The organism is Roseburia sp. 1XD42-34, from assembly GCF_009917385.1.
Taxonomy (GTDB): domain Bacteria; phylum Bacillota; class Bacilli; order Bacillales; family Amphibacillaceae; genus Virgibacillus.
Map to the genome: position 1 here is coordinate 46,921 of NZ_QWLJ01000002.1, position 23,701 is coordinate 70,621.

The following is a 23,701-nucleotide window of genomic DNA, read 5'->3' on the forward strand; positions in this document are numbered from 1 at the left end:
TCTAGTTATATTTGCTTCTTCTTAAGTTAATTTGAATAGGAAATGCTGATACTGCGGAGCGAAAATGAATAGGGATACAACTAGCCAAGCTATCTAACATATTATAAAAATAATGTATTTCGTTTTATAGGAGAGCTGAATCAATAATTGAATAAGCTATCATAAGGAGGAGTGGATTGGAGGAGTTGAAGTAAATGGCAAGCATTAATAAGGAAAGTAAAAATGCTGGTGGCAAAAAAGAAGAGTTAAAAAAAACCATTGAAAAACAAATAGAGACAGCAGTATGGTTGCAAACATTTGCTCTTATAGCAGAGACGGTTCTCACTTCAAAATTGCTATCTTTAGATGAAGAAGATGTAAATGGAGAACATGATATTCTTATGGGAACTCTGGTTCAAACAGTTGGTCAATTCCTCCAAAGTATTGGGGTATCCCAGCAAGTTAGCTTTCCAGATCAAGAATTGTTTGTAGAGGGGCAAAAAATCGTAGTAACGGGGGATTTTATTCAGCTCATTGGTGTGGCGATGAAGGCTTTTGGAGGGAAGAGAGAGTTACTTGAAGCAATGCAAGACGTCTCAAAGAGCGATTTTATCCCTTAAAGTCATTGAAATTAGATAGTTACGATCACTCATTTATTTCATTCATAAGCGTGTACACACGTTAGAAAGTATAGACTTATTAACTGACCGTTGAACCTATTCAGTTAAGCCAATTAGAACTTAGGTTATTACTTCAAAGGTATTTCCTGTAGTTAGCTAAAAGGAGAGAGGCAAAATGCTATCTTGTTACCTTTTTGGCTATGTTTAAAAGATAAGAAAGCATAAATTTTGTCGCTTTGGGATAACGAAATGAACTAAATAAGTCATGTCCGGCGCATGATCCCAGCAACGAGGCGACTTCACAAATCGCCCTACGATAAGTCATCATTGGTTCGTGGTTAAGGGGAAGGCCGACTAAAAACAGGCTTGCCGCCCGACGTCGGCATACTCCTGTTGCAGGAGCATGATTCCTAAAACTTTAGTTGCTTCGTTCCAGTCGCTACGTTGCTAAACGGGCGTCCTGCGCCTATGTTCTCTCCTTCTAGCTTTAATGGGGCGCTTTTGCTTTAATCCCAATCATACAATTGCTTTTTAAAGGTTTTTAGTATGTTCTTTTACACTCGTATATGTTTAATGGAATGGATCTGCTATCTTCCACCAAAGCATCGTACTAATTAATCCAATCGAACTTGTAAGAAGTAAAATTACTAAACTTATTTCTTCTATGTTCAAACCTTTTTCACCACCACTTAAAAGTGCTGGAATCGCCCAAGGGAAAAACTGACCGTATCCTGATACTGCTACTATTTGTGCTAAAACGAGCGTAAAGATCATAAATCCAAGTGGTGGTAAATATCCACGTCCAATACTTGCAATGAGAGCAACGGGAGTAGAAACAAGAATGGTCAATGTAGAACAAGCGCCATAAATTGTTATATCTTGAACAAAAGTATCCTGTGACCAGCCTGGGATATTTACCATAATTCCAACGAGTAATCCAAGCGCTAATACAACTATGGAAAGAATAAAGCACCAGCAGACAGCGACCACAAATTTAGATAATACGACCATATGTCGAGATATAGGCAGAGCTAATAAATCTTTGATCGTTCGATCGGAATATTCTCTGCCAAAAATCCAACTCATAATAAATCCAAAAACAATTAAGCCGCCTATAGAAATAGCTTGTGCAAGTAAGCTAAGATAAGAGGGCCAATCTGCAGTTCCAATAAGTTGGGCTTTATTTGATATGAGGCCTAAGTGTTCTGCAAAGTCAGGATTTTTTAAAACAAACATAAAGAATCCGCCAATAAAAGGTACCAGCATACATACAATCAGCGTTATCAAAGGGATTTTTGAATGGAAAAACTTTTTATACTCAACAGAAGCGCTTGTGGCAAACTTATTCACTTTGATCCCCTCCGGTTCCTTGAATAGTTCTTAAAAAATACATTTCCAAATCTTCTTTTTCAACTTTTAATAATGTTGGGGGATGGTTCGCTTGGACAAGTAAAGTTGCGATCTTTCCCGGATTCTGTACCGCATTTTTTTGATTAATTTGTAAAACAGCAGGTGTTTTCTGATTCATAACCTTGTAACCAGCTTGAGAAAGAATCTCTTGGATAGCAGCTCGATCTTTCCCGTCTACCAGTAAGGACTTTTGCAATTGGCTTTCTAATTGCTCTCCATTAATTTTCTTTATTAAATTCCCTTTATGGATAATGACAATGTTGGTAGCCAGTTTAGAAATTTCATCGAGTTTATGACTAGAGACAAGGATGGTTACACCTTCATTCTTTGCTAAGTGAGTAAGCAAGTCGCGGACTTCAACGATGCCTGCTGGATCCAATCCATTTGTCGGTTCATCCAAAATTAGAATTTTTGGTTTGTGAATCATCGCTTTAGCAATACCAAGCCTTTGGATGTTTCCCATAGATAAATGCTTTGTTTTCTTTGTAGTGTAGGCTTCCAAGTTTAATTTCTTAATAATCCAACTTACACAATTTCTATCAGCAATTCCTCTTAGCTTACGTACAATTTCAAGATTTTCCTTTACGGTTAGTTCTGGATAGGAATAGGGTGTTTCTACGATATAACCGACATCACACCAAATGTCGAGATTATTAGGATTAACCCTTTTTCCGTTAAGATAACATTCCCCTGAAGTAGGAGTAGTCATGCCTAGTAACATCCGTATGGTTGTCGTTTTACCTGCACCATTTAGACCTAAAAAACCATATATTTCTCCTTTTGCAATAGACAAATTAATATTGTTCACTACAAGTGTTTTCCCATATGCTTTTGTCAAATTGGTTGTATAAATCACATCGCTCATTTCAGTCCTCCTCGATTATCTGCAGGGCAAGCCCGTTAATTAAAAGTTTTAAGGCCTCATCAAATTCCTTATCACCAATTTTATCGATGTACATCATGCTCATGAAAATAGCTCTTAATGAAGCTGCGATAACACTTATAGTTACATCTTCTTTCACGGGTATATAAGATAAAACTTTATCCATAAACATATCATCTAAAGAATGGTGGTTCCTCAACAGTTCTTTGGGTAATTTTCTCATCAAGTATTCTAATTCTTGCTGTTGAATGATGTTCATAAGAAACGATTGCCTTACATGTTGATATAGTCCAAAAATCATATCGGAAAATGTTGCGATTCCTATATTAGCTTCCTTTTCAAGCTCTTGTGTTAATTCGCTTACTAACGATTTTTGATAATCTTCTAAGACATGAAAAAATAATATTTCCTTTTTTTCGTAAAAGTTATAGAATGCTCCCTTTGATATCCCTACCATTTGGACAAGTTGATCGACGGTGGTTTTCTTAACCCCATATTTCCCAAGGCATTCTTTTGCTGCTTCTTGCAGCTTATTTCTGATCAATTCCTTTTCGCTATCCGTAAATGCAGTAGCCATTTGGGCCTCCTTGTATACTGTGTGACTAAAAATGTTTATTTAGTCATATAATAGCATCGTCATGATATGAGGTCAACAAAAACTGGTTAATAACAAAAGCAAGCCTCTTATCTTTTATTCGAGGCTTGCTTATATGTTAAATGTCTTTGATATTTTAATCTAAATTATTTTGTAAAATCAATTCTCTTCGCCAGCCAATATATCACTATTCCTCCAACTGCCATAGACAATAATTCACCAATACCAACAGTGAGCCATGTGTAAAAGAAGGGAAGATCGAATAGAATAGTTAGTTGTGCTGCAACTGTAAACATGGAAACAGCGAAAATTATAGCAGTTATACCTATTTTAAAAATATCATGGTTGATCGATTTTGTTATATATCTACAGAAAATCAACACAAGAAAAGTAGAAATGCTACCTATGGGGACATCTAAAAACCACGTTGGTGACATGAAATTAGCAATGATAACTCCAAACGTTACTGCAATAACATAACGCTTGTGATACAATGCTAGAAAATTAAACATTTCAGACAAACGAAACTGCATAGCACCGAAACTAATCGGAGCGATCGAAATGGTGACGATCACATAGAGAGCACTAATAATGGCAATTTTAGTTAACTCGGAGATCATCGAAGCTGAAGATATCTGTGAAGCTGATTTATTCATTTGTATTCTCCTTTGTAAAATAGCTTATAGCTATTTTAGTAATAACTGCGACCAAAGAAGGAAGTGTCGCAGTGCAACTTTAAACTATTATATTTAAAAGAAAACGACTTTCGCAATGCTAGAATTTATTTATTTATTTATCCAACCTCCATCAATAGGAATAACAACGCCATGAATATAGTTAGCAGCTTCACTTCCTAAAAACAGTGTTAAATCAGCCACTTCCGACGGTTCTGCCCATCTACCAGCTGGTGTCTCCTCTGCTACCCATTTTGCTATTTCCCCATCTCCAGCAAAATCAGCTTTGTTCATTGGTGTTTTTATCGCACCTGGCGCAATAGCATTAGCTCGTATTCCATTTCGGCAATAATCATAATCAAGTTGCTTTGTATAACCAATAATGGCATGCTTGGAAGCAGTATATGCAGCGCCGCCACCTCCAGCAACAAAACCGGCAATGGATGCCATATTGATAATAGCGCCTCTTTTTTGTTGAAGCATATGAGGAAGCACGGTGTTAGTTACAAAATAGGTTCCTTTTATATTTGTGTTCATAACCTTATCCCATAACTTTTCCTCTGTTTCTATTGTTTTTGCATAACCGTCCAGTATTCCTGCTGTATTCAGTAAAATATCAATTCGTTTAAATTTATTTAAGGCATGTTTTACAGCTTGCTGCACGGAATCCTTATTAGTAACACTTCCAACAGAGTAGGCGAATTGAGTCTCATATTGCACAAGTGTTTCCTTTAGTTTCCCTTCCACTTTATCTAACACAAACACATTGGCCCCGTTTTTTAAAAAAGCAATAGCTTGTGCTTTTCCAATACCTGAAGCACCACCAGTAATAAAAACAGTTTGCCCTGCAAATTCTTCCCATTTCATTTAAAAATCTCCCTCGAAGTGCTTGTTATTCTATGATTTTCCAGTCATCAGCAAGAATGTCGCATACAGTAGGCGAAAACACCGTGTATCCTTCACCAGATACATTAATTAAAAAGTACGGATTGAGTTTTTCACCATCATGTTGACCCTCACCAACAAGTTTCACATATAATTCAGCGCCACTCCACCCATTTCGAATGACCTTTTTCCCAGCTTTTAATTCAGGTAATATTTGTTCAAACGTCATGTGTATCATCCTTTGTTCGATATTTTTATAAGATAAGTAAGTACTATACGGGCGCATGCGCCTTTCTTCTAGTAGTACAGGAATAATAAGCACTTGCTGCATTGCATATTCCGTGCATATTCCGACCGCGAAAGATAAGAATGTAAGAAGTACGCCAGTGGGATTTAATGCTTAGGCTTTTTAGTTCGTCTGCGGCATTAATCAACAGTTGGTATAAAAAGACATTAGACGAATAATAACTTATTTTATGTCCTATTGCAAAATAGTAGCTATAAATTTAGTATATGTTGGTACGTAGCATGAAGCAAGCAACTAATCACAATAGTTTAGTAACTCTATCCCCGAGTTAGTCTGTAGACTATCATTTTAAGAGGGAAGGAAATATAAAAAAAATCCTTCATAGAAGTAATGTCATCTCGGTTTTAATTAGGTAGAAGGTTGATAATTGGAGGTTTGAAAAAAATGAATGAGGGAGACAACGAAATAAAGGTCAGCGCTTTACTATAACCTATGAAAATAATCCCTTTGCTTAGTGCTTCCTACTTAACATAAGACTCCATTCAATTTTATGAATAGGGTTTAGAAAGATAAAAAAGTATCAAATGAGGTGCTTGGGGATAACGAAATAACCGAATAGCCACGTTTGGTGCATGAGCCCAGCAACGATGCGGCTTCACGAAACGCCCTCCGATAAGGCCTTATCGGTTCGTCGCTAAGAGGAAGGCCGACTAACAACGGGCTTGTCGCCCAGACGTCGGCATACCCCTGTTTTTAGTGGCATGATTCCTTTATTTTTAGTTGATTTGTTCCATTCCCTACGTTGCTATACGGGCGCATGCCCCTTTGTTCTATTAAAAAATGACGTTAATTTTTTTATTAATATGAGTACCGTAGGAAGTAAAAGCCGTATCACCTAATTTACAGCTCTTTAACAATAGAAATATTTAACTATGTTTAATATTGCCAAAGATGAGGGAATCGTTCTATAAGTCGTTAAGAATCTTACTTACAACAATTAACAAAGGGGGCTGAAAACATGAAGATCCTAGCACTTTTTCCAGAAACTACAAGCGATACACAATTATTATCTCAGGAAGAATCATTAGGGCTGAAAGAATTCTTAAAGAACACAGATCATGAACTAACAATGATTACGAGTGATAAGGACGTGGATCGCTTTATAGAAGACGTTGATGTGGTCATTTCTTCTCCATTTTTACCAGCGTATATTACTAAAGAAAGGGCTGAAAAAGCAAAGAACTTAAAGTTGGCAATTACGGCTGGAATTGGGTCAGACCATGTTGATCTTGATGCAGCAATTGATAAGGGGATCACTGTTGCAGAAATACCAGGAAGCAACAACGTTAGTGTAGCGGAACAAAATGTTATGGAAGCCTTATTATTACTAAGGAATTATGAAGAAGGTCATAGACAAGCTGAGGCAGGTGAATGGGACTTACCGAAAGTAGGTGCAACGGCTCATGATATAATTGGTAAGACGATTGGAATCTTTGGATTTGGTCGTATAGGTCAATTAACAGCAGAACGGTTGCAACCATTTGAAGTACATTTACAATACCATGACCCTTACCGTAAAAAAGAACTAGAAGAAAAAATGGGAATTCGCTATGTAGACTTTGATACATTGGTTCAGACATCTGATGTTATTATAATTCAGTCGCCATTAACAAAGGATACGAAAAATAAATTTGATAAAAACGTAATAAATAAAATGAAGGATGGTATAGTACTTGTTAATTGCGCTCGAGGCGGAATTGTTGAAAAAGAAGCAATTGCTGAAGCAGTTAAGAGTGGCAAGATTCGCTATGGTGGTGATGTTTGGTATCCTCAGCCAGCGCCAAAAGACCACCCATGGCGCTCCCTTAAGCAAACAGGTCTTACCGTCCATTACTCTGGGATGACGGTTGAAGCGCAGGAAAGAATTCAACAAGGTGTCCATAACATCTTGACCAGCTTTATGAAAAATAAACCTATTGAAGAATCCTATTTAATTGTCCAAGATCATAAGGTTGCAAATTCGAGTTATCAAACGCAAAACTAAGAATAGCCGTTTAGATAATGACTCGTTTAGGGAACGTGCAGAGCGAGCAATTCGTGCATAGTAGATGTGCGAATTGCTTTTTTTGTGGTCTGGTAAATTACAAATTTTACAACTATGGATAAACTTACTAAGTTATTTAGCCACGTCCGGCTTAAGCGCCCAGCAACTAGGCGACTTCACTCCATTGCCCTACGATAAGTCATCATCGGTTCGTGGTTAAGAGGAAGGCCGACTAAAAACGGGCTTGCCACTCAGACGTCGGCATACTCCTGTTTTAGTAGCATGATTCCTAAAACTTTAGTTGATTCGTTCCATTCGCTACATTGATAAACGGGCTCTCCGCGTCTTTGTTCTATGTGCCAGGCATGCAACTATCTTGGTGGTGAAAGTCCACTGTGGGGGTACACATCGACCAATGGGCAGATTTTAGAGATACCAAATCCTGGGTGGAGATGCACACTTCTATTAACTTTTGCGATGGCATTTCCCGCTACTTTATTTTGGTAGATAATAGCGACGGTTACCTGGGCTAGCATTTACCAATGCTTTTTCTGCTTTTAATGAACATCTGTGTTTACTTGCTTGGCATCTTCTGACCCGACAGTTTTTTACTACATAAAACTTTCAGCGCTAACTTATTTGCTACCATTATGACATGTTGAAATTCCGCACATCTTTTACAACCCTAAGTTGTTTTATGAAAGAAACTCCAGTTAATTAAAGCATTTAATTATAGAAATTTCCATGTTCAATCAACTCATTGTTTCGCGTCTATCCATTTTTTAGAACCTTTTGTTTTTATTTCGCCTTTTGAGGTGAGGTGGTTATGACGCTAGAGGACCAAGTACTTATTGATGAAATTATCGGTCCTATTGCTAACATAATCTATGTTTTCCTCTTCCTGCTTGTTATGCATGATAACAGCATGAAAATTTTAATTGTACAGAAGAATTTGCTAGTTCGAGTGTTTTTATGTATATTTATCAATAAAATAACTTTGATTTATATGTTATTGGTATAGCTTACATTAATAGGGAGTATATGAACTATTATTTAAATTTTAAATGACAATATAGATTGGAGAATTTTTATGAAAATACAGGAGGCTTTGTTGGTTGGTGGATTAGCTAAAGGAAATGTAGTTGCTGGAGAAAAGGGTATAACTCGCAACATAGCATCTATTGAGGTAATGGAAGTTCCAGAAGTAATGGATTGGGTGACTTCGGGTGTTTTGGTAATTACAACTTTTTATTCTATTAAAAGCCTGCCGGATAAGCAAATTGAGATTGTTCAAGCCTTAATTCATCAAAAAGCGGCAGGCATTGTCATCAAGTTAGGGCGTTTTATTACTTCTATTCCAATCGAAATTATTCATTTAGCAAATCAACATAATTTTCCAATTATAACCATCCCAAAGGATGTCACCTATATTAGTGTTTTGACACCCCTATATGAAAAACTATATTTAGAAAAACAGCAAAAAACGGTTGAACTGCAGTATCCATTGTATGAATTTGAACAATCGAATTTTTCCTCTTTACCTGAAGCTTTGAATAAAATGGCCGAAATGGTTAATTCACCTATATATATTGAAGATTTAGATGGTCGATTGTTGTACTCTGCTGCTTTAGTTCATGGGGATGGATGGAGAAGGTCCATCTCATTATTTTCAAAGCCGTACTATACTAATTATGTAAAAGAAATTTCTAGGTGGGAGAATGACGTTTTAACGAAAAAGTATACAGAATTCTATAAACCGGGATTGCGCAGAAAGATTCTTCTTCCTCTCGTATGGAAAAATAGTTTGTTTGCTATTTTGCATATTTCTTACATTGATAAAGAATTATTTCAAGATGTTTCCCCAAATCATTTAAACAATGTGGCAAATAGAGTAAGTCAGTTGTTTATTAGTGATCAACTATATTTACAAAAAAACCGTCAAGATGATCTAGATGCCATTGAACAATTTTTATTGCATCTGGACGACATTAATACAACGAAGACTGCAATTATTGTTAACTTTTATGGAGATTGGTTGAAATTAACGAATTATCCAAAGCAACAAGTAATGGATTACTCTAGCTTAATTAGAAAAGAACTTTATGGACTTGCTAACCAGTTAACAACTTGTGAAACTTTTATTTTTGAGAGATATAATAAGTTTTATTTGTTTTTGTATTGTAAAGAAGAAACATACGGGCAAATTGTAACTCATTGGCACGAAATTATTGAACAATTTAATCGAGAGGACAACTGGAATTTTACGAGGGTTGCTATAAGCCCGAGTATTAAAACTCCGACTAACTTTGAAGAATACGTGCATACAGTCAGTAAAACAATGGAGGTCGGTTTAAAAATAAAGCCTGAACATACGGTTTATACACATGATAAACTAGGTATTTATGAGATTCTTCTCCAATTGACTTCTGACCCATTTGCTAGAAGATATACGCAAAATGTTTTGTATCCATTGCTTCAAGAAGACGACGTTTTGGTAGAAACACTACAAATGTATTTAAAAGAAAACGGCAATATCTCAAAGGCTTCAGAAAAGTTATTTATTCATCGGCGTACACTTAATTATCGAATACAAAAAATAGAGCAATTATTAAATATGGATTTAAATGATGCCAACCATCGCTTCATTTTAAAATTTTGTCTTATGATTAAAGATTTGCTGTGATTAGTAACGATATAAATTAAACTCTAGCTTATTAAAGCGGTATTTTAATTTCTTGGTTAAATGCCGCTTTTTTTCTTATTAAAAGGCAGCCAGATAAAAGCTACGTCCGGCGCATGAGCCCAGCAACTAGGCGACTTTAGAAATGCACCCTACAATAAGTCCTCATCAGTACGTCCCTAAGAGGAAGGCCGACAAAAAAGGGGCTTGCTGCCCAGACGTTGGCGCATACCCCTGTTTTAGTGGCATGGTTCCCTTTATCCCGTAAAAAGGCGTTGTAGATCCCCGCGGTCTAAGAAAGGAAGATGTGAGCGGAAAAAGTCGAAGCGGGAGATAACAACACCTAACTCCCCGATTCGTGCAAGGGTCTTTAGGTCATACCCTGGCGGTACTAACCATCAGCGGGGATGAAGAAAACCCCGCTGATGGAAGGTTCACTTTTTCTTTAGTTGGATTTGTTCATTCGCTACGCTGTTAAACGGGCGCCCCTCACTTTTGTTCCACTATAGGAATATAAGCTTTTTTGGTTTATAGTATAAGAAAAACAAAGGTTTTCGCCATAAGTCTTGGCGATAAGCCAAGTTTTTCTAAAAGGGGTTACCCATCGAAAATTATGTTAGCAAACCTTGCTATGGTAAAAGTGAGAAAACTTAAGTTAAGATTATTTCTCACTTATTCCATTTCTGAGAATTGTTTAAAAATTTATAATCATAAAAAGGTCTGAATAGATATTAACAGTGTTATAGCAACGTTATTTCTTATAGCGATAAATTTAGGAATCTGTTTGTTCTAATTTTTGATATTAATATTCAAAATAAATCTTAAAAGTTAATTAAGGAGACTTTGTCATGCGTTATTTGGATGAAAATGCAATAAAGAATATTGCGGTTGGAGCTGCGGTACTTGGTACGGGAGGCGGGGGTGATCCTTACATTGGAGAATTAATGGCATTACAAGCTATTAAAGAGCATGGTCCTGTAAAAATGCTTGAGGTTGATGAAGTACCAGACGATGCTCTTGTTGTACCGATTGGCATGATGGGAGCTCCAACTGTATTATTTGAAAAAGCGCCTGGAGAAAATGAAGCAAAAAATGCGTTTCAACTCATGGAAGAGCATTTAGGAAGAAAGATTTTTGCAACGATGCCGATTGAAATTGGTGGAGTAAATTCCTTGCTTCCGGTAGCAATTTCTGCTCGCCTTGGTCTACCAATTATTAATGTTGATGGTATGGGAAGAGCTTTTCCAGAGCTACAAATGGTTACATTCTATCTAGACGGTATTTCAAATAGTCCTTTGGTCATCGCTGACGAACGAGGGAATACTTCCATCCTTCAGACAATAGATAATCATTGGTCAGAACGAATTGCTCGTAACATCACGATTCAAATGGGTGGTTCTTCTACAGTTGCTCAATACTCCATGTCTGGAAAGCAAGTGAAGAATAGTGGTGTAGCTAAAAGTTTAACGTTTGCTGAAGGGATAGGAAAAATTATTAGAAAATCAAAACAAAATCCGATTCAGGAAGTATTATCTTTTACAAGTGGCTATTCATTATTTGAAGGAAAGGTAATAGACATAGATCGGAAAACATCGACAGGTTTTGCTAGAGGAATTGCAACAATAGAAGGAATAAATGAAGATAAGGGAAAAACACTATCCCTACACTTTCAAAATGAATTTTTATTAGCTGTAGAAAATGGCAAGCCTGTGTGCATTACTCCTGATTTAATTTGTTTACTTGATAGTGAAACTGGACAGCCAATTACAACAGAAGGTCTAAGGTATGGAGTGAGATGTACGGTGATCGGCATTGCATGTAACGAAAAATGGAGAACAGAAAAGGGAATCGAAACGGTTGGTCCAAGATATTTCGGCTATGATTTAGAATATATACCAATCGAAATAATAACCAGCGAGGAGGTGATCTAAAATGAGCTCCTATCGGATTGGAATTGATGTAGGCGGAACAAACACAGATGCGGTTATTTTAAATGAAGCCATGGAGGTAATTTCAGCGACAAAAATAATTACACAAGACAATGTTAGTGAGGCGATTTTATTAGCTTTAAAAGGAGTTGTGCAACAAGCTAACATCCCAACACAACGAATTACGCATGCTATGCTTGGTACGACACATTGTACCAATGCCATCGTTGAGCGCAAACATTTAAATAAAGTTGGGATTATCCGTATTGGCGCTCCTGCTAGTATGGCTGTTAAACCACTTATCGGATTTCCAGAAGATTTACAGTCACGCTTAGGTAACGAAGTATATCTTGTTCGCGGCGGACATGAATATGACGGGAGAGAAATTGTTCCATTGGATAAACAAGCAATTTATGATGCTGCTGGTAAGATGAAAGGAAAGGTAGATTCTGTAGCGATTACTTCGATTTTTTCGCCTGTAACTCAGGATCATGAAGAAATTGCTCAGGCAATTGTAAAAGAAGTATTAGGTGATGATATTCCTGTTTCTTTGTCGTTTGAAATCGGTAGTGTTGGTCTTATTGAACGCGAAAATGCAACCATTTTAAATGCATCTGTAGTTAATGTTGCAAAAGCGATGGCTAATGGATTTATCACTGCTCTAAATGAGGAAGGAATCGACTGTCAAGTTTATTTTGGACAAAATGATGGCACACTGATGTCAGTGGAATATGCTATGAAATACCCTATCTACACGATTGCTTGTGGACCAACAAATAGTCTACGTGGTGCATCTTATTTGTCAGATGTCGAAAATGGGATTGTTGTCGATGTCGGAGGTACTACGACAGACGTAGGTGTATTGGTAGACACTTTTCCGCGTGAATCAGCGTTAGCTGTTGAAATTGGTAAAGTTCGTACGAATTTCCGTATGCCTGATCTTGTTTCAATTGGTTTAGGAGGCGGCACCATTATACGTATTAAGGAAGATAACACATTTACAATTGGTCCAGATAGTGTTGGATATCGTCTGAAGGAGAAAGCAATGGTGTTTGGTGGTGACACGTTAACAGCTACGGATATTGCTGTTTTTTTAGGAAAAGCAAATATTGGAGATTACAATAATGTGGCACATTTAGATGTCCTATTGCTGGAAAAAATTTATCAACAAATGATAGCGATGGTAGAGAATGCTATTGATCAAATGAAAACAAGTGGAGAATCTGAACCTGTCATTCTTGTTGGTGGTGGAAGTGTTTTATTTCCTTGGCAATTAAAGGGAGCTGCCCACGTTTATAAACCTGAAAATTTTGGTGTTGCTAATGCTATTGGGTCAGCGATAAGTCAGGTTAGTGGACAAGTAGAACGCATTTATTCATTAGATCAATTCGGACGTCTTGAAGCAATGGAAGAAGCGAAACGCTTAGCGATTGAGGAAGCAATCGCTGCTGGTGCAAATCCTGATACTTGCAAAATTGTTGAGATTGAAGATGTTCCACTAGCTTATTTACCTGGTAATGCAACACGTATAAGTGTAAAGGCAGCAGGTGAGCTATTGAAATAATCGAGATGATTCAACATGTACATTTTGTTGTTGGCTGGCTTATCTTATCCCGCATGTCAAGACCGTAAGACCTTCCAGTTCCAGAGGTATCGAGAATACAAAGAAATTTAAGTGATGACTCAGACTAACGTCACTTAAATGCCCAATTTATTTAGGAAGCCTTTAGGTCATACCCTTTGCGGTATTCACTTCAGTAAGGGAAAGCCCTGCTGAGTGAAGTTCTCATTATCATGGAGTAGTATTTATGAACTACGTTTCGTTGAATTCTTTTGGCCAAGCACTAATAAATGTTATTTTAGATAATATTTCCGTTTCTACTTTATGGATAATTTTTTTGAAAATTATCGTCTAGCTTAAGGGGTAAAGCTGGAGCAAATTTCGCTCCTCTTTCTACCCGTCGTTTGGTTGCTGTTTTGAACAGCATGCTTGTATAAATAAATTTTTCATACGCTTTTGATAAATGTTAAGATAAAAACGTAAACATAAAGGTGGAATATTATATGGAAGAAAGAGAAGATTTAATATTACAGCCTGTTCCACTAAGCGAACGAATTGGTTGGAAAGCACCATTATTTAACGTACTTGGGACAAACATTGCTATTTCTGCTTTAATGGTAGGAAGTACATTAATAACCGGTTTAACATTAAAGGATTTGATTTGGGTCTCCATTGTAGGGAATCTTATTCTTATGGCAATTCTCATTATTCAAGGGAATATTGGCAGCCGTGAAGGGGTAAATACGTACGTTATAGCTAAAGGGGCGTTTGGAGAAATTGGTGGAACTTGGATTATTTCATTAATCCTTGGAATTACCAGTTTTGGATGGTTTGGTATTCAAGCTGGAGTTGCTGGACTATCAATAAAGCAAATATTTCCTAATATCAACTTAACGTTAACCGTAATCATTATAGGAATTTTAATGGTGGTAGTTGCAGCATATGGGTTTAACACGATGGCATTGTTTAATTATATTGCGATTCCACCACTAATTGTGTTAATTGTTTGGGCACTTATTAAAGCGATTGATCAAGGTGGGGGGATGAGCCCAGTACTTGATTATACTCCGGAAAACCCAATGACAATGATTAAAGGCATTGATATTGTTGTAGGCTTAATTATTGTAGGTGCAGTTATTTCTCCTGATTATCTCCGCTATACACGCGGAATTAAAGATGTCGTTATTGTGGGGTTTATCGCTGTGGCATTAGTGACATTTTTTCAACAAGTTGCTGCCGGAATAATGTCTGTTCATGCATTGACTACAGATATTACGGAAGTATTAAAATCATTAGGATTTAACTGGGTAGCTTTTGTCGTATTAATCCTTGCCGCTTGGTCTACGAATTTAGCTAATGCTTATTCAGGTGGACTAGCCTTAAAAAATATTTTCCCAAATGTAAAACGAATTTATTTAACGTTAATTGCAGGAAGTGTGGGTATCATTTTAGCGGCATTTAATATTATTAATGCCTTTCAAGGATTTTTAAGCTTTCTGAGTATGACTGTGTCAGCAATCGCTGGTGTGATTTGGGTAGAGTATTATATTATTCAGAAAAAGAAGCTTGTTACCCGAAAAGGAATCCATTGGCTGGCAATCTTTGCCTGGACTTTCGGGGTAGTTGCTGCCTACCTATCTTCAAAATGGGGATTTGGAATTGCACCAATTAATTCAATTATTGTAGCTGGTTTATTGTATTTCGCTTTAGAAAAGGCATTTGACAATAAAGTGTTATCTCACTGAAAAACAGAATGGAGTTGAGTTCGTTGACCAAAAAAGTGTCCATTGGCATCATTCAAATGGAGGCAAAGCTTGGTGATGTAGAGTTTAATTTACAAAAAGCTGCAACATTTATTAAACAGGCAGCATCACAAGGAAGTGATATCGTCTGTCTTCCAGAACTCTTTTCTACCGGCTATCATTTGGCTTATCTCAAGGAAAAAACAAATGAACTAGGTTTAAAATATTTTCAGCAAAGTGTAGAAATATTGAGACAAGCAGCAAAAGAAAATAACGTATATGTCATTGCTCCGATTGTGGAACAAAGAGAGTTGGCAGGAGTGGCTTATAATTCTGCTTTTGTTTTTGACAGAGAAGGAAATATAGTTGGAAGTTTTGCAAAAGCACATTTATGGGCATTAGAGCGATTTTACTTTAAAGAAGGATCGGAGTTTCCTGCATTTGATACAGACTTTGGAAAAATCGGCATTGCTATTTGTTATGACGCGGGATTTCCTGAGGTATCTAGAAGTCTTTGTTTACAAGGAGCAAATATTATCTTTGTGCCTTCTGCATGGAGAATAGAAGATGAGGACATGTGGGATTTAAATCTTCCTCAGCGTGCTTTAGAAAATGTATTATTTACAGTTGGTGTAAATAGCGTTGGTGACCAACATGGGCTGCATTTATTTGGTAAAAGTAAGGTATGTAATCCACGTGGGCAAATTATAAAAGAGCTGCCTAAAGATAAAGAAGCAGTCGAAGTAATAGAGGTTGATCTTGAAGATATTCGCAAATATCGCACCGAAATTTCTTATTTACGTGATCGTAAACCGTTTATGTATCATTTGTTAACAGAAAAATAGATGATGAATTTCGTTTTTTTACACTATAGGAACGTATAAAACTTTATTGTTTATGGTATTTGAAAAACGATAGCTTTCGCCATAACCACTTGCGCCAAACCAAGTTTTTCTAAACAATACTAAAAGTGCGGCATTCTTATCATTTTGGATAAGAATGCCGCTATTTTGGCTTGGAAAATAAAATTCTACGACTGGTGAATCCCCTTTTTTGAAGCATTTCTTCGTTTAGCTTAAGCGTTCGTGTTGCTAGCAAACCTCGTTTTTCTTCCTACGGGTAAGTCAATTTTGGCTCGAGTCTAAAAGAAGGCTACTAAAAGCAGGCTTATCCGCTCCGGCGTTGGTATCCCTCTGTTGTAAGGTTTATTGCTTTAGAAGGTCTCCAATTGTATATTGCTAACCCAACCTTCTAGCTTTTGTTGAGAGACAATGACGTATAGAATATAGAATTTCAAAGAGGTTGAGTTGTTTTCGAATTAAGCTAAATTTGCTTTATTTTTAAGGTAGTTCCACGAACTGATTGATGAAAGAAAACCCCGCTGATTGTAGGTTCACTTTACCCCGTATCAAACAGTCCTAACCCCTCTTTCTACGTTATAGAGAATACGAAAAGACGAACGACGGTATTTCCAACTTATCCATTAATCTTACTCTGAACACGTACTATAAAAAAGAAAATATGGGAAAACTTTGGACTTGATTTTTTCCCACTTATTCCATTCCTGTGAATTGTTTAAAAATTTATAATCATACAAAGGGGTGAATGTATGCTAGGAATTATAAGAGTACTAACTACAAAAGACAATCAAGTCTTAGAGGAGCATGGGAGTCGTTTAACCGAATTATACGGGATTGAGTCTAAGTCGAGCTGTATTGCTTCCCAGCCAAATGGCATTTATGACGATGAATCGGAAAAGACCGCTATACCTAAAATTGTCGCTTTAGCACAAGAAATGGCTGAGGATGAGGAAATCGAGGCAATTACAATAAGTTGTGCCGCAGATCCCGGGCTAAAAGAGGCAAGACAAGCTGTAGATATTCCAGTATTCGGCGCAGGGATATGTGGAGCACATGCAGCGAGTATGGTGGGAAGTAAAGTGGCGGTAGTTGGAATAACAGAGCAACCTCCACCGGCAATGAAAAAACAGTTAGGTGAAACATTTTATAACTATGCATTTTCGCCACGTTTGCGAAAAACGACAGACCTATTTCAACAGTATGCCAAGCCTGAGTTGCTTCGGGTTATCCATAAGGCTATAGAAGCTGGTGCGGATGTCATTTTATTTGCTTGTACTGGTTTTTCTACAATTCGCCTTAAAGCGTATTTGCAAAAGCATCTAGAAGTTCCAGTGATTGACTTAGTAGAAGCACAAGGAATTGCATATCAATTATTTAGAAAGGAACAATCGGAATGAAGAATAAAACATTTGATCTTACATTTATTATCTTTTCCATTATTGTAGCTCTATTTGGCGCAATTATTGGTATGCAATTGATCACATCTCTTGGGATAACTCCCAATACCTCCATTATAGGTGCCTTAATTGCCATGTTAATCGCCAGAATTCCAATGCAATTATTTTATAAGTATCGCTCATTAGAAAATCAGAACTTAGTGCAAACAACGATTTCTGCTGCCACGTTTGGGGCGGCTAACAGCCTTCTTATTCCAGTTGGGATTCCTTATGTAATGGGCATGCCTGAGTTAATCGTACCAATGTTAGTTGGAGCAGGTGTAGCATTATTAATTGATACATTCATCCTTTATAAAGTGTTCGATACAAAACTTTTTAGTGCGGATGAAGTATGGCCACCAGGAGTAGCTACTGCAGAGGCACTAAAAGCTGGAGATGAAGGTGGAGCGAAAGCTAAATTTTTAGGACTAGGAATTTTAGGTGGTATGATCGGCTCCCATTTCGGTATTTCTATGTCTGCCTTTGGTGTAGCGTTTATCGGAAATATCTGGGCTTTAACCATGTTTGGTTTAGGATTATTGCTTCGAGGATATTCCGTCCAATTATTTGGAGTGGATTTAAGTGCTTATTATATACCACATGGAATGATGATTGGTGCTGGAATGATAGCCTTATTACAATTCATTTTAGTGTTATTAAGATCTAAAAAAACAAAATATAAAAAAATTCTCCAAGATGAAAACCATGAGAATACAAGAAACGAAAAAGATATTCAAATGGGATTTGGACTCGGGTATATCCTTTATGTTATCGGAGCTATTGTAGTAGCAATGATGGCAGGAATTATCGGGGATATGCCAATTTGGCAAGTCATCCTATTTGTCTTATTCGCAGCTTTTGCCGCCTTAGCAAGTGAGATTATTGTAGGAATTGCTGCGATGCACTCCGGATGGTTTCCAGCCTTTGCAGTAACGTTAATTTCTTTAATTATTGGCATGTTGCTAGGGTTTCCACCTGTCGCTCTTGCTCTATTAACAGGTTATACAGCAGCAACAGGGCCAGCCTTTGCTGATCTAGGTTATGACTTTAAAACGGGGGTAATTATTCGTAAAGGCGCTTCTATTGAACAAGAGTTATTTGGAAGAAGACAACAATTAAAGAGTGCATTAATAGGATTTGGAGTAGCAATGGTTATGGTCAGTCTGTTTGCAAATAACTTTTTTGCCAAGGATTTAGTGCCGCCTGTAGATAGAACATATGCCATTACAATAGAGTCCGGTCTAACTGGAAATGTAGGGATGCTTTTATTCCTTTGGGCCATTCCTGGTGCAATCATTCAGTTAATCGGCGGGCCAAAACGACAAATGGGGATTCTCTTAGCAACTGGTCTTTTAATCATTAATCCAATTGCCGGGTGGGCTGTAATGGCAGGAATATTAATTCGTACGATTGTGCTGAAGGTTAAAGGTCCAGAAGCTGAAAATACGATGTATACAACAGCTGCCGGATTTATCGCTGGGGACGCTATTTATAGCTTCTTTTCATCCATATGGAAAGTAAAATAAGGGAGGTTGTATCTAATTGACAAGAAAATTACTAACAAAAAATGATGCAAAAAATGCTGTGTATGGTGGTTGTATTTTAGGTGGAGGTGGAGGAGGCTGGATTCATGATGGTCTGGAGAAAGCGGAGTTAGCCTTCTTGGAAAATAGTAGGCCGGAATTGATTACTGTGGATGAATTAGAAGATGACGACTATGTAGCGTGTGTTTCATTAGTTGGTGCCCCTTCCGCCAAAGAGATGTTTATTAATTCGAAGCAGTTAATTGAAACCGTAGAACGAATGCAAATGGAATGTAACAAACCGATTAAAGCGTTAATGACGAATGAGAATGGGGCAAGTACCACAATTAATGGCTGGCTGCAAGCGGCAGCAACGGGCTTGCCAATTTTAGATGCACCTAGTAATGGTAGAGCTCATCCAACGGGTTCAATGGGCTCGATGAATCTGTCAGAAATATCAGACTATGTTTCGATCCAGACCTTTGCAGGCGGGAAAGGAGCAAAAGAAGTAAAGGGAACAGTTATTGCCAGTCTTGATGCGGCAGCAAGTGCTGTTCGCTCTGTATCCGTTCAAGCAGGCGGTATGGTTGCGGTATGCAGAAATCCAGTTCAACTAAAATATGTCAAGGAACATGCAGCCATCGGTGGAATTAGTCAGGCTATCGAACTTGGAGCACTGTTTTTATCGGCGCCTGAAGGCTTGAAACGAATTGAGCAAGTAACGAGCCATTTAAAAGGAAGAATTATTCATTCAGGTATCGTAACATACTTTTCCTTAAATAAAACAGGTGGTTTTGATATTGGGACAGTACATGTAGATCATGACCTTGAGCTAACGTTTTGGAATGAATACATGACAGCAGAAATAATAGGTTATCGAAGAAGTACTTTTCCAGATTTGATTATGACATTTGATACAAATACAGGTATGCCGTTGGTAAGTGCAGAAATTCAAGACGGGATGGAGATTACGGTTATTACCATACCAAAGAAAAATTTGAAACTTAGTACTACTATGTTTAATGAAAAATTGCTAAAAGTTATTGAACCCTATATTCAAAAGAAGATTGTTTAAGGAGCTGTTTAGAAAATGTCTTTAAAATACACACTAGAAGCTTTGGAATTATTAGATAGTTCATATGTAAGCGGTAAGCTGGTAATAGATTTATTTGCCGATAAAGAGCATGTAGAAGCAGAGTATACGACAGTAACGGGGGAATGTGGTTCTACTGATTTTGTTAAAATTATTATAAAAGGTACGGAAGGAAAGAGTAGTGGAGGTTCCGCTCCGACCTTAGGTATTGTTGGCAGACTAGGAGGATTAGGTGCAAGACCAAGCCGAATTGGCCTCGTATCGGATGGTGACGGTGCAGTCGCTGCTGTAGCAACAGCATTAAAATTAGCAGCTATGGTGGAACAAGGTGATCGGATGCCGGGGGACGTATACGTAACTACTCATATTTGCCCAAATGCACCAACTCAGCCACATGAACCAGTTGAATTTATGGGGTCTCCAGTTGATATTTTAACGATGAATCAATATGAAGTAGTTCCTGAAATGGATGCGATTATTTCGATTGATACAACGAAAGGAAACAAGGTGTTTAATCACCGAGGAATTGCTTTATCCCCGACTGTAAAATCTGGATATATTTTAAAGTTTAGCCATGATTTAATTCGTATTATGGAAATGACAACAGGTGATTTGCCAGTAACATTTGCTGTAACAACACAAGATATTACTCCATACGGGAATGATATCTACCATATCAATAGTATTTTACAACCATCCGTAGCAACAAGTGCACCTGTCGTCGGTTTAGCAATTACGACAAAAACTGCGGTCCCTGGATGTGGAACAGGTGCTAGTCATGAAGTCGACATTGCGCAAGCAGTTCGCTTTAGTATTGAAGTTGCTAAAGAGTATACACAGAGAAAATTTGAGTTTTATGATGTGGAGGAATTTACCCGTTTAGAAGCTAAATATGGCTCTATGGAGCATTTACAAACATTAGGCAGGGAATAAAAATGAGTAAAGGTATAATTGGTGTGTTAACCATTGGTCAGTCACCAAGAACGGACGTAACGCCATCTTTCGAAAAGATACTCGGTGAGGAAATCAAGCTAATCGAGCGCGGAGCTTTAGATAGGCTGAAAATGGAAGAGATGCAGTCAATATCGCCAGATTTAACGGAGCAAACATATATATCAAGATTAAGGAATGGGGAAGCTGTAAAGATAGGAAAACAAAGGCTCCTTCCGCTTTTACAAAGAGAACTCACCGAATTAGAAATGAGCGTAGAAGTAGTTATCATGCTTTGTACAGGTGATTTCCCGACTTTAAATGCTACCAAGCCGATTATTTATCCAGATCAGATTCTAACTCATACAGTACAAGCTATCTCACCAACTGGTATATTAGGGTTAATTATTCCATTAGAAGAACAGAGGGAGACGTTAATTGAAAAATGGGCAACTTGTAACTTAACACTGATAACTGAAGTCGCCTCTCCCTATGAAAAAAGTGATGTGAAAGGAGCTGCTGAACGTTTGCAACAGCATGGGGCAGATCTTATTGTGCTCGATTGTATGGGGTACCATGAACATCATAAAAAAATGGCGATAGTTGGAAGCGGTTTGCCGGTTATCCTGCCGCGCACTTTAACTGCCCGTATCGCTCTAGAATACATAGAAAAATAGATTCGGGAATGCCGAGTCTATTTTCTATGTCCGGAGAACAAGGAAATGGGGATAAAAAATGCCTGTCATTGCTTTATTTGTTTTAAGCTTACTTTGGGGTTCTACTTTCTATTTTACAAAAATGGTATTGCCAGACTTTCATCCTGTTTCTATCGTATTTTATCGCTGTCTGTTGGGAGGTATGACGTTACTCCCTTTCTTTTTCTGGAAGAGAAAAAAACAGGATTTTAAAAATGTCTTCCTGTTAATAGGGATTACTTTATTAAGTACAGGTATCCCTTGGGTATTTATGAGTTTTAGTCAAAAAGGGCTTGATACTACAATAAGTGCGGTTCTTAATGCGACTGGTCCAATTTGGGGCGTGATTTTCAGCTTCTTTATTTTAAAAATACCGCTTCGTAGAAAAGAAATATTTAGTGTGCTTATCGGCTTTAGCGGGATACTTGTAGCCTTCTTTTTAGGTACCTCTGACAAGATTAACTTTACCTTCAGCAGTGCGGTTCTTTTATTGTTAGCAGTGAGTTTATATGCGTTATCGGCAATTTTTACATCCAAGTATTTAAGGAATGTAACGGTGTATACCATTTCGTTTGTTTCGTTGCTTACAGGAAGCGTCTATTCAGGCTTATTTATGATATTCATCGAGCCATCCAGTTATCAAGCTTTCATGGACATTAAAAATGTTGGTGCATTGATGATGTTAGGGGTATTTAATTCAGGAATTGGCAATTTGCTGTATTTTTATCTAGTGCAGAAAGCTGGTCCTATCTTTGCTTTATTAATCACTTATTTAATGCCGATTACCACCATTTTATTAGGTGTTTTATTATTAAATGAGAATCTGGTAGCAGGAACCGTATTCGCATTAATTTTTGTTTTAATTAGTGTATACTTTTCTAGAGAGAGAAGGAGGAAATAAACTTGGAAGCATTTCAGCAAACGGTAAATCGACTAATGAAGAATAATATCCAGATTGAAAAAACTGAAAAAATACTCGTTCTAACAGATCGAACGACAGAAAATTTAGCCAAAAAATTCAATGAAGCATTAAAAAATGATGGGTGGACATCTACTTTCTATATGATGGAGGATCGTTCAAAATCAGGAGAAGAGCCACCAAAAGAAGCTGCTGAGCTTATGCTGCGATACAGGCTTGTATTTTGCCTTACAAGGCATTCGTTAACGCATACGGTGGCAAGAAAAGAAGCGAATGCTAAAGGAGTTAGTGTTATTACAATGCCTGGTATTACAGAGGATATGTTCTTGCAAGGTGCGATGAGTGCCGACTACAGCCGGGTAGAAGAAGAAACCGTAGCGATGGCGGAAAAATTGACAGCGGCCAAATCTGTAACGATTTTGACGGGAGAGGCAAATAAATTAGTCATTCCGATTAAAGGAAGGCAAGGGATAGCTAGTACTGGGGTATTTAGAGAAACAAGTGCATCTGGAAACCTTCCATCTGGTGAAGCCTATATTGCTCCATTGGAAGGAATGGCAGAGGGTTCAATTGAAATCAATGGTTCCATAGCTGGAATAGGCTTATTAAATGAAGCAATCACACTCACAATTGAACAAGGAAAACTTATCTATGCCACAGGAGAAAAAGGAAAGAAATTACTCGCATTACTCGGTGAGGAACAAGGAAGACTGCTTGCAGAACTCGGGATTGGTACGAATTATAAAGCGAGATTGACTGGAAATATTTTAGAAGACGAAAAGGCATATCATACCGTACATGTTGCGTTTGGTTCTAATCATACATTTGGTGGTACGATTCATGCAGATGTGCATATTGACTGTGTTATAAAAGATCCAAAATTAGATTGGGAGTAGTTTTAATCTGTACAAGAAGAATACTAAAAAGAGCGTAGGATATTTAACTAGTTTTGTGAATAATAATAGTAAATGCAATCAAGCATAAAATAACAAACTAG

20 protein-coding genes are annotated in these 23,701 nt (G+C 37.4%); 14 read left to right on the forward strand and 6 right to left on the reverse strand.

Going from position 1 to position 23,701, the window contains the following annotated elements; genetic code table 11:
- The first annotated feature begins 194 nt into the window (after window positions 1–194).
- Window positions 195–599: a hypothetical protein gene (locus tag D1839_RS01335; protein WP_120378096.1), complete on the forward strand. Its 405-nt coding sequence runs from the start codon at window positions 195–197 to the stop codon at window positions 597–599.
- A 570-nt stretch (window positions 600–1,169) separates the two neighbouring features.
- Here the strand turns inward: D1839_RS01335 and D1839_RS01340 are convergent.
- From D1839_RS01340 to D1839_RS01365, 6 genes are all read right to left on the reverse strand, one after another.
- Window positions 1,170–1,949, reverse strand: coding sequence for an ABC transporter permease (locus D1839_RS01340; RefSeq protein ID WP_120378097.1), 780 nt, complete (start codon window positions 1,947–1,949; stop codon window positions 1,170–1,172).
- Entirely contained in the window at window positions 1,942–2,874 is a 933-nt protein-coding gene (locus tag D1839_RS01345; protein ID WP_120378098.1) for an ABC transporter ATP-binding protein, read from the reverse strand. The genes D1839_RS01340 and D1839_RS01345 overlap by 8 nt, the downstream gene beginning before the upstream one ends.
- Window position 2,875: 1 nt before the next feature.
- Window positions 2,876–3,469, reverse strand: a complete 594-nt coding sequence (locus tag D1839_RS01350) for a TetR/AcrR family transcriptional regulator (RefSeq protein WP_120378099.1) — start codon at window positions 3,467–3,469, stop codon at window positions 2,876–2,878.
- A 164-nt stretch (window positions 3,470–3,633) separates the two neighbouring features.
- The gene (locus D1839_RS01355; protein WP_120378100.1) at window positions 3,634–4,143 is read right to left on the reverse strand and encodes a QueT transporter family protein; all 510 of its coding nucleotides are present in this window, start codon (window positions 4,141–4,143) and stop codon (window positions 3,634–3,636) included.
- Window positions 4,144–4,272: 129 nt separating this feature from the next.
- Window positions 4,273–5,028 (reverse strand): 3-oxoacyl-ACP reductase, encoded by a 756-nt coding sequence (locus D1839_RS01360; RefSeq protein ID WP_120378101.1) that lies wholly within the window; start codon window positions 5,026–5,028, stop codon window positions 4,273–4,275.
- Window positions 5,029–5,053: 25 nt separating this feature from the next.
- Window positions 5,054–5,275, reverse strand: coding sequence for a DUF2829 domain-containing protein (locus D1839_RS01365; protein ID WP_120378102.1), 222 nt, complete (start codon window positions 5,273–5,275; stop codon window positions 5,054–5,056).
- Window positions 5,276–6,311: 1,036 nt separating this feature from the next.
- Here D1839_RS01365 and D1839_RS01370 point away from each other — a divergent pair.
- From D1839_RS01370 to D1839_RS01430, 13 genes are all read left to right on the forward strand, one after another.
- Window positions 6,312–7,337, forward strand: coding sequence for an NAD-dependent formate dehydrogenase (locus D1839_RS01370; RefSeq protein ID WP_120378103.1), 1,026 nt, complete (start codon window positions 6,312–6,314; stop codon window positions 7,335–7,337).
- 1,090 nt (window positions 7,338–8,427) lie between these two features.
- Window positions 8,428–10,020: a PucR family transcriptional regulator gene (locus tag D1839_RS01375; protein WP_120378105.1), complete on the forward strand. Its 1,593-nt coding sequence runs from the start codon at window positions 8,428–8,430 to the stop codon at window positions 10,018–10,020.
- 845 nt (window positions 10,021–10,865) lie between these two features.
- The gene (locus tag D1839_RS01380; RefSeq protein ID WP_120378106.1) at window positions 10,866–11,948 is read left to right on the forward strand and encodes a DUF917 domain-containing protein; all 1,083 of its coding nucleotides are present in this window, start codon (window positions 10,866–10,868) and stop codon (window positions 11,946–11,948) included.
- A 1-nt stretch (window position 11,949) separates the two neighbouring features.
- Entirely contained in the window at window positions 11,950–13,509 is a 1,560-nt protein-coding gene (locus D1839_RS01385) for a hydantoinase/oxoprolinase N-terminal domain-containing protein (RefSeq protein WP_120378107.1), read from the forward strand.
- 500 nt (window positions 13,510–14,009) lie between these two features.
- Window positions 14,010–15,251 carry a cytosine permease gene (locus D1839_RS01390; protein WP_120378108.1) on the forward strand — a complete coding sequence of 414 codons (1,242 nt, stop codon included), beginning with the start codon at window positions 14,010–14,012 and terminating at the stop codon, window positions 15,249–15,251.
- A gap of 23 nt (window positions 15,252–15,274) precedes the next feature.
- On the forward strand, window positions 15,275–16,093 hold the full coding sequence (locus D1839_RS01395) for a nitrilase-related carbon-nitrogen hydrolase (RefSeq protein ID WP_120378109.1): 819 nt from the start codon (window positions 15,275–15,277) through the stop codon (window positions 16,091–16,093).
- 764 nt (window positions 16,094–16,857) lie between these two features.
- Complete coding sequence (locus D1839_RS01400) at window positions 16,858–17,505, forward strand: aspartate/glutamate racemase family protein (RefSeq protein ID WP_120378110.1); 648 nt, start codon at window positions 16,858–16,860, stop codon at window positions 17,503–17,505.
- Entirely contained in the window at window positions 17,502–19,070 is a 1,569-nt protein-coding gene (locus D1839_RS01405) for an OPT/YSL family transporter (protein ID WP_120378111.1), read from the forward strand. The genes D1839_RS01400 and D1839_RS01405 overlap by 4 nt, the downstream gene beginning before the upstream one ends.
- 16 nt (window positions 19,071–19,086) lie before the next feature.
- A complete protein-coding gene (locus D1839_RS01410) occupies window positions 19,087–20,142 on the forward strand; it encodes a DUF917 domain-containing protein (RefSeq protein WP_120378112.1) in 1,056 nt (351 codons plus the stop codon).
- 15 nt (window positions 20,143–20,157) lie between these two features.
- Window positions 20,158–21,093, forward strand: a complete 936-nt coding sequence (locus tag D1839_RS01415) for a DUF1177 domain-containing protein (protein ID WP_120378113.1) — start codon at window positions 20,158–20,160, stop codon at window positions 21,091–21,093.
- Window positions 21,094–21,095: 2 nt separating this feature from the next.
- A complete protein-coding gene (locus D1839_RS01420; RefSeq protein WP_120378114.1) occupies window positions 21,096–21,767 on the forward strand; it encodes an AroM family protein in 672 nt (223 codons plus the stop codon).
- Between the two features lie 58 nt (window positions 21,768–21,825).
- Window positions 21,826–22,686, forward strand: coding sequence for a DMT family transporter (locus D1839_RS01425; protein ID WP_120378115.1), 861 nt, complete (start codon window positions 21,826–21,828; stop codon window positions 22,684–22,686).
- Between the two features lie 2 nt (window positions 22,687–22,688).
- Window positions 22,689–23,600: an aminopeptidase gene (locus D1839_RS01430; protein WP_199689888.1), complete on the forward strand. Its 912-nt coding sequence runs from the start codon at window positions 22,689–22,691 to the stop codon at window positions 23,598–23,600.
- Window positions 23,601–23,701: the final 101 nt, after the last annotated feature.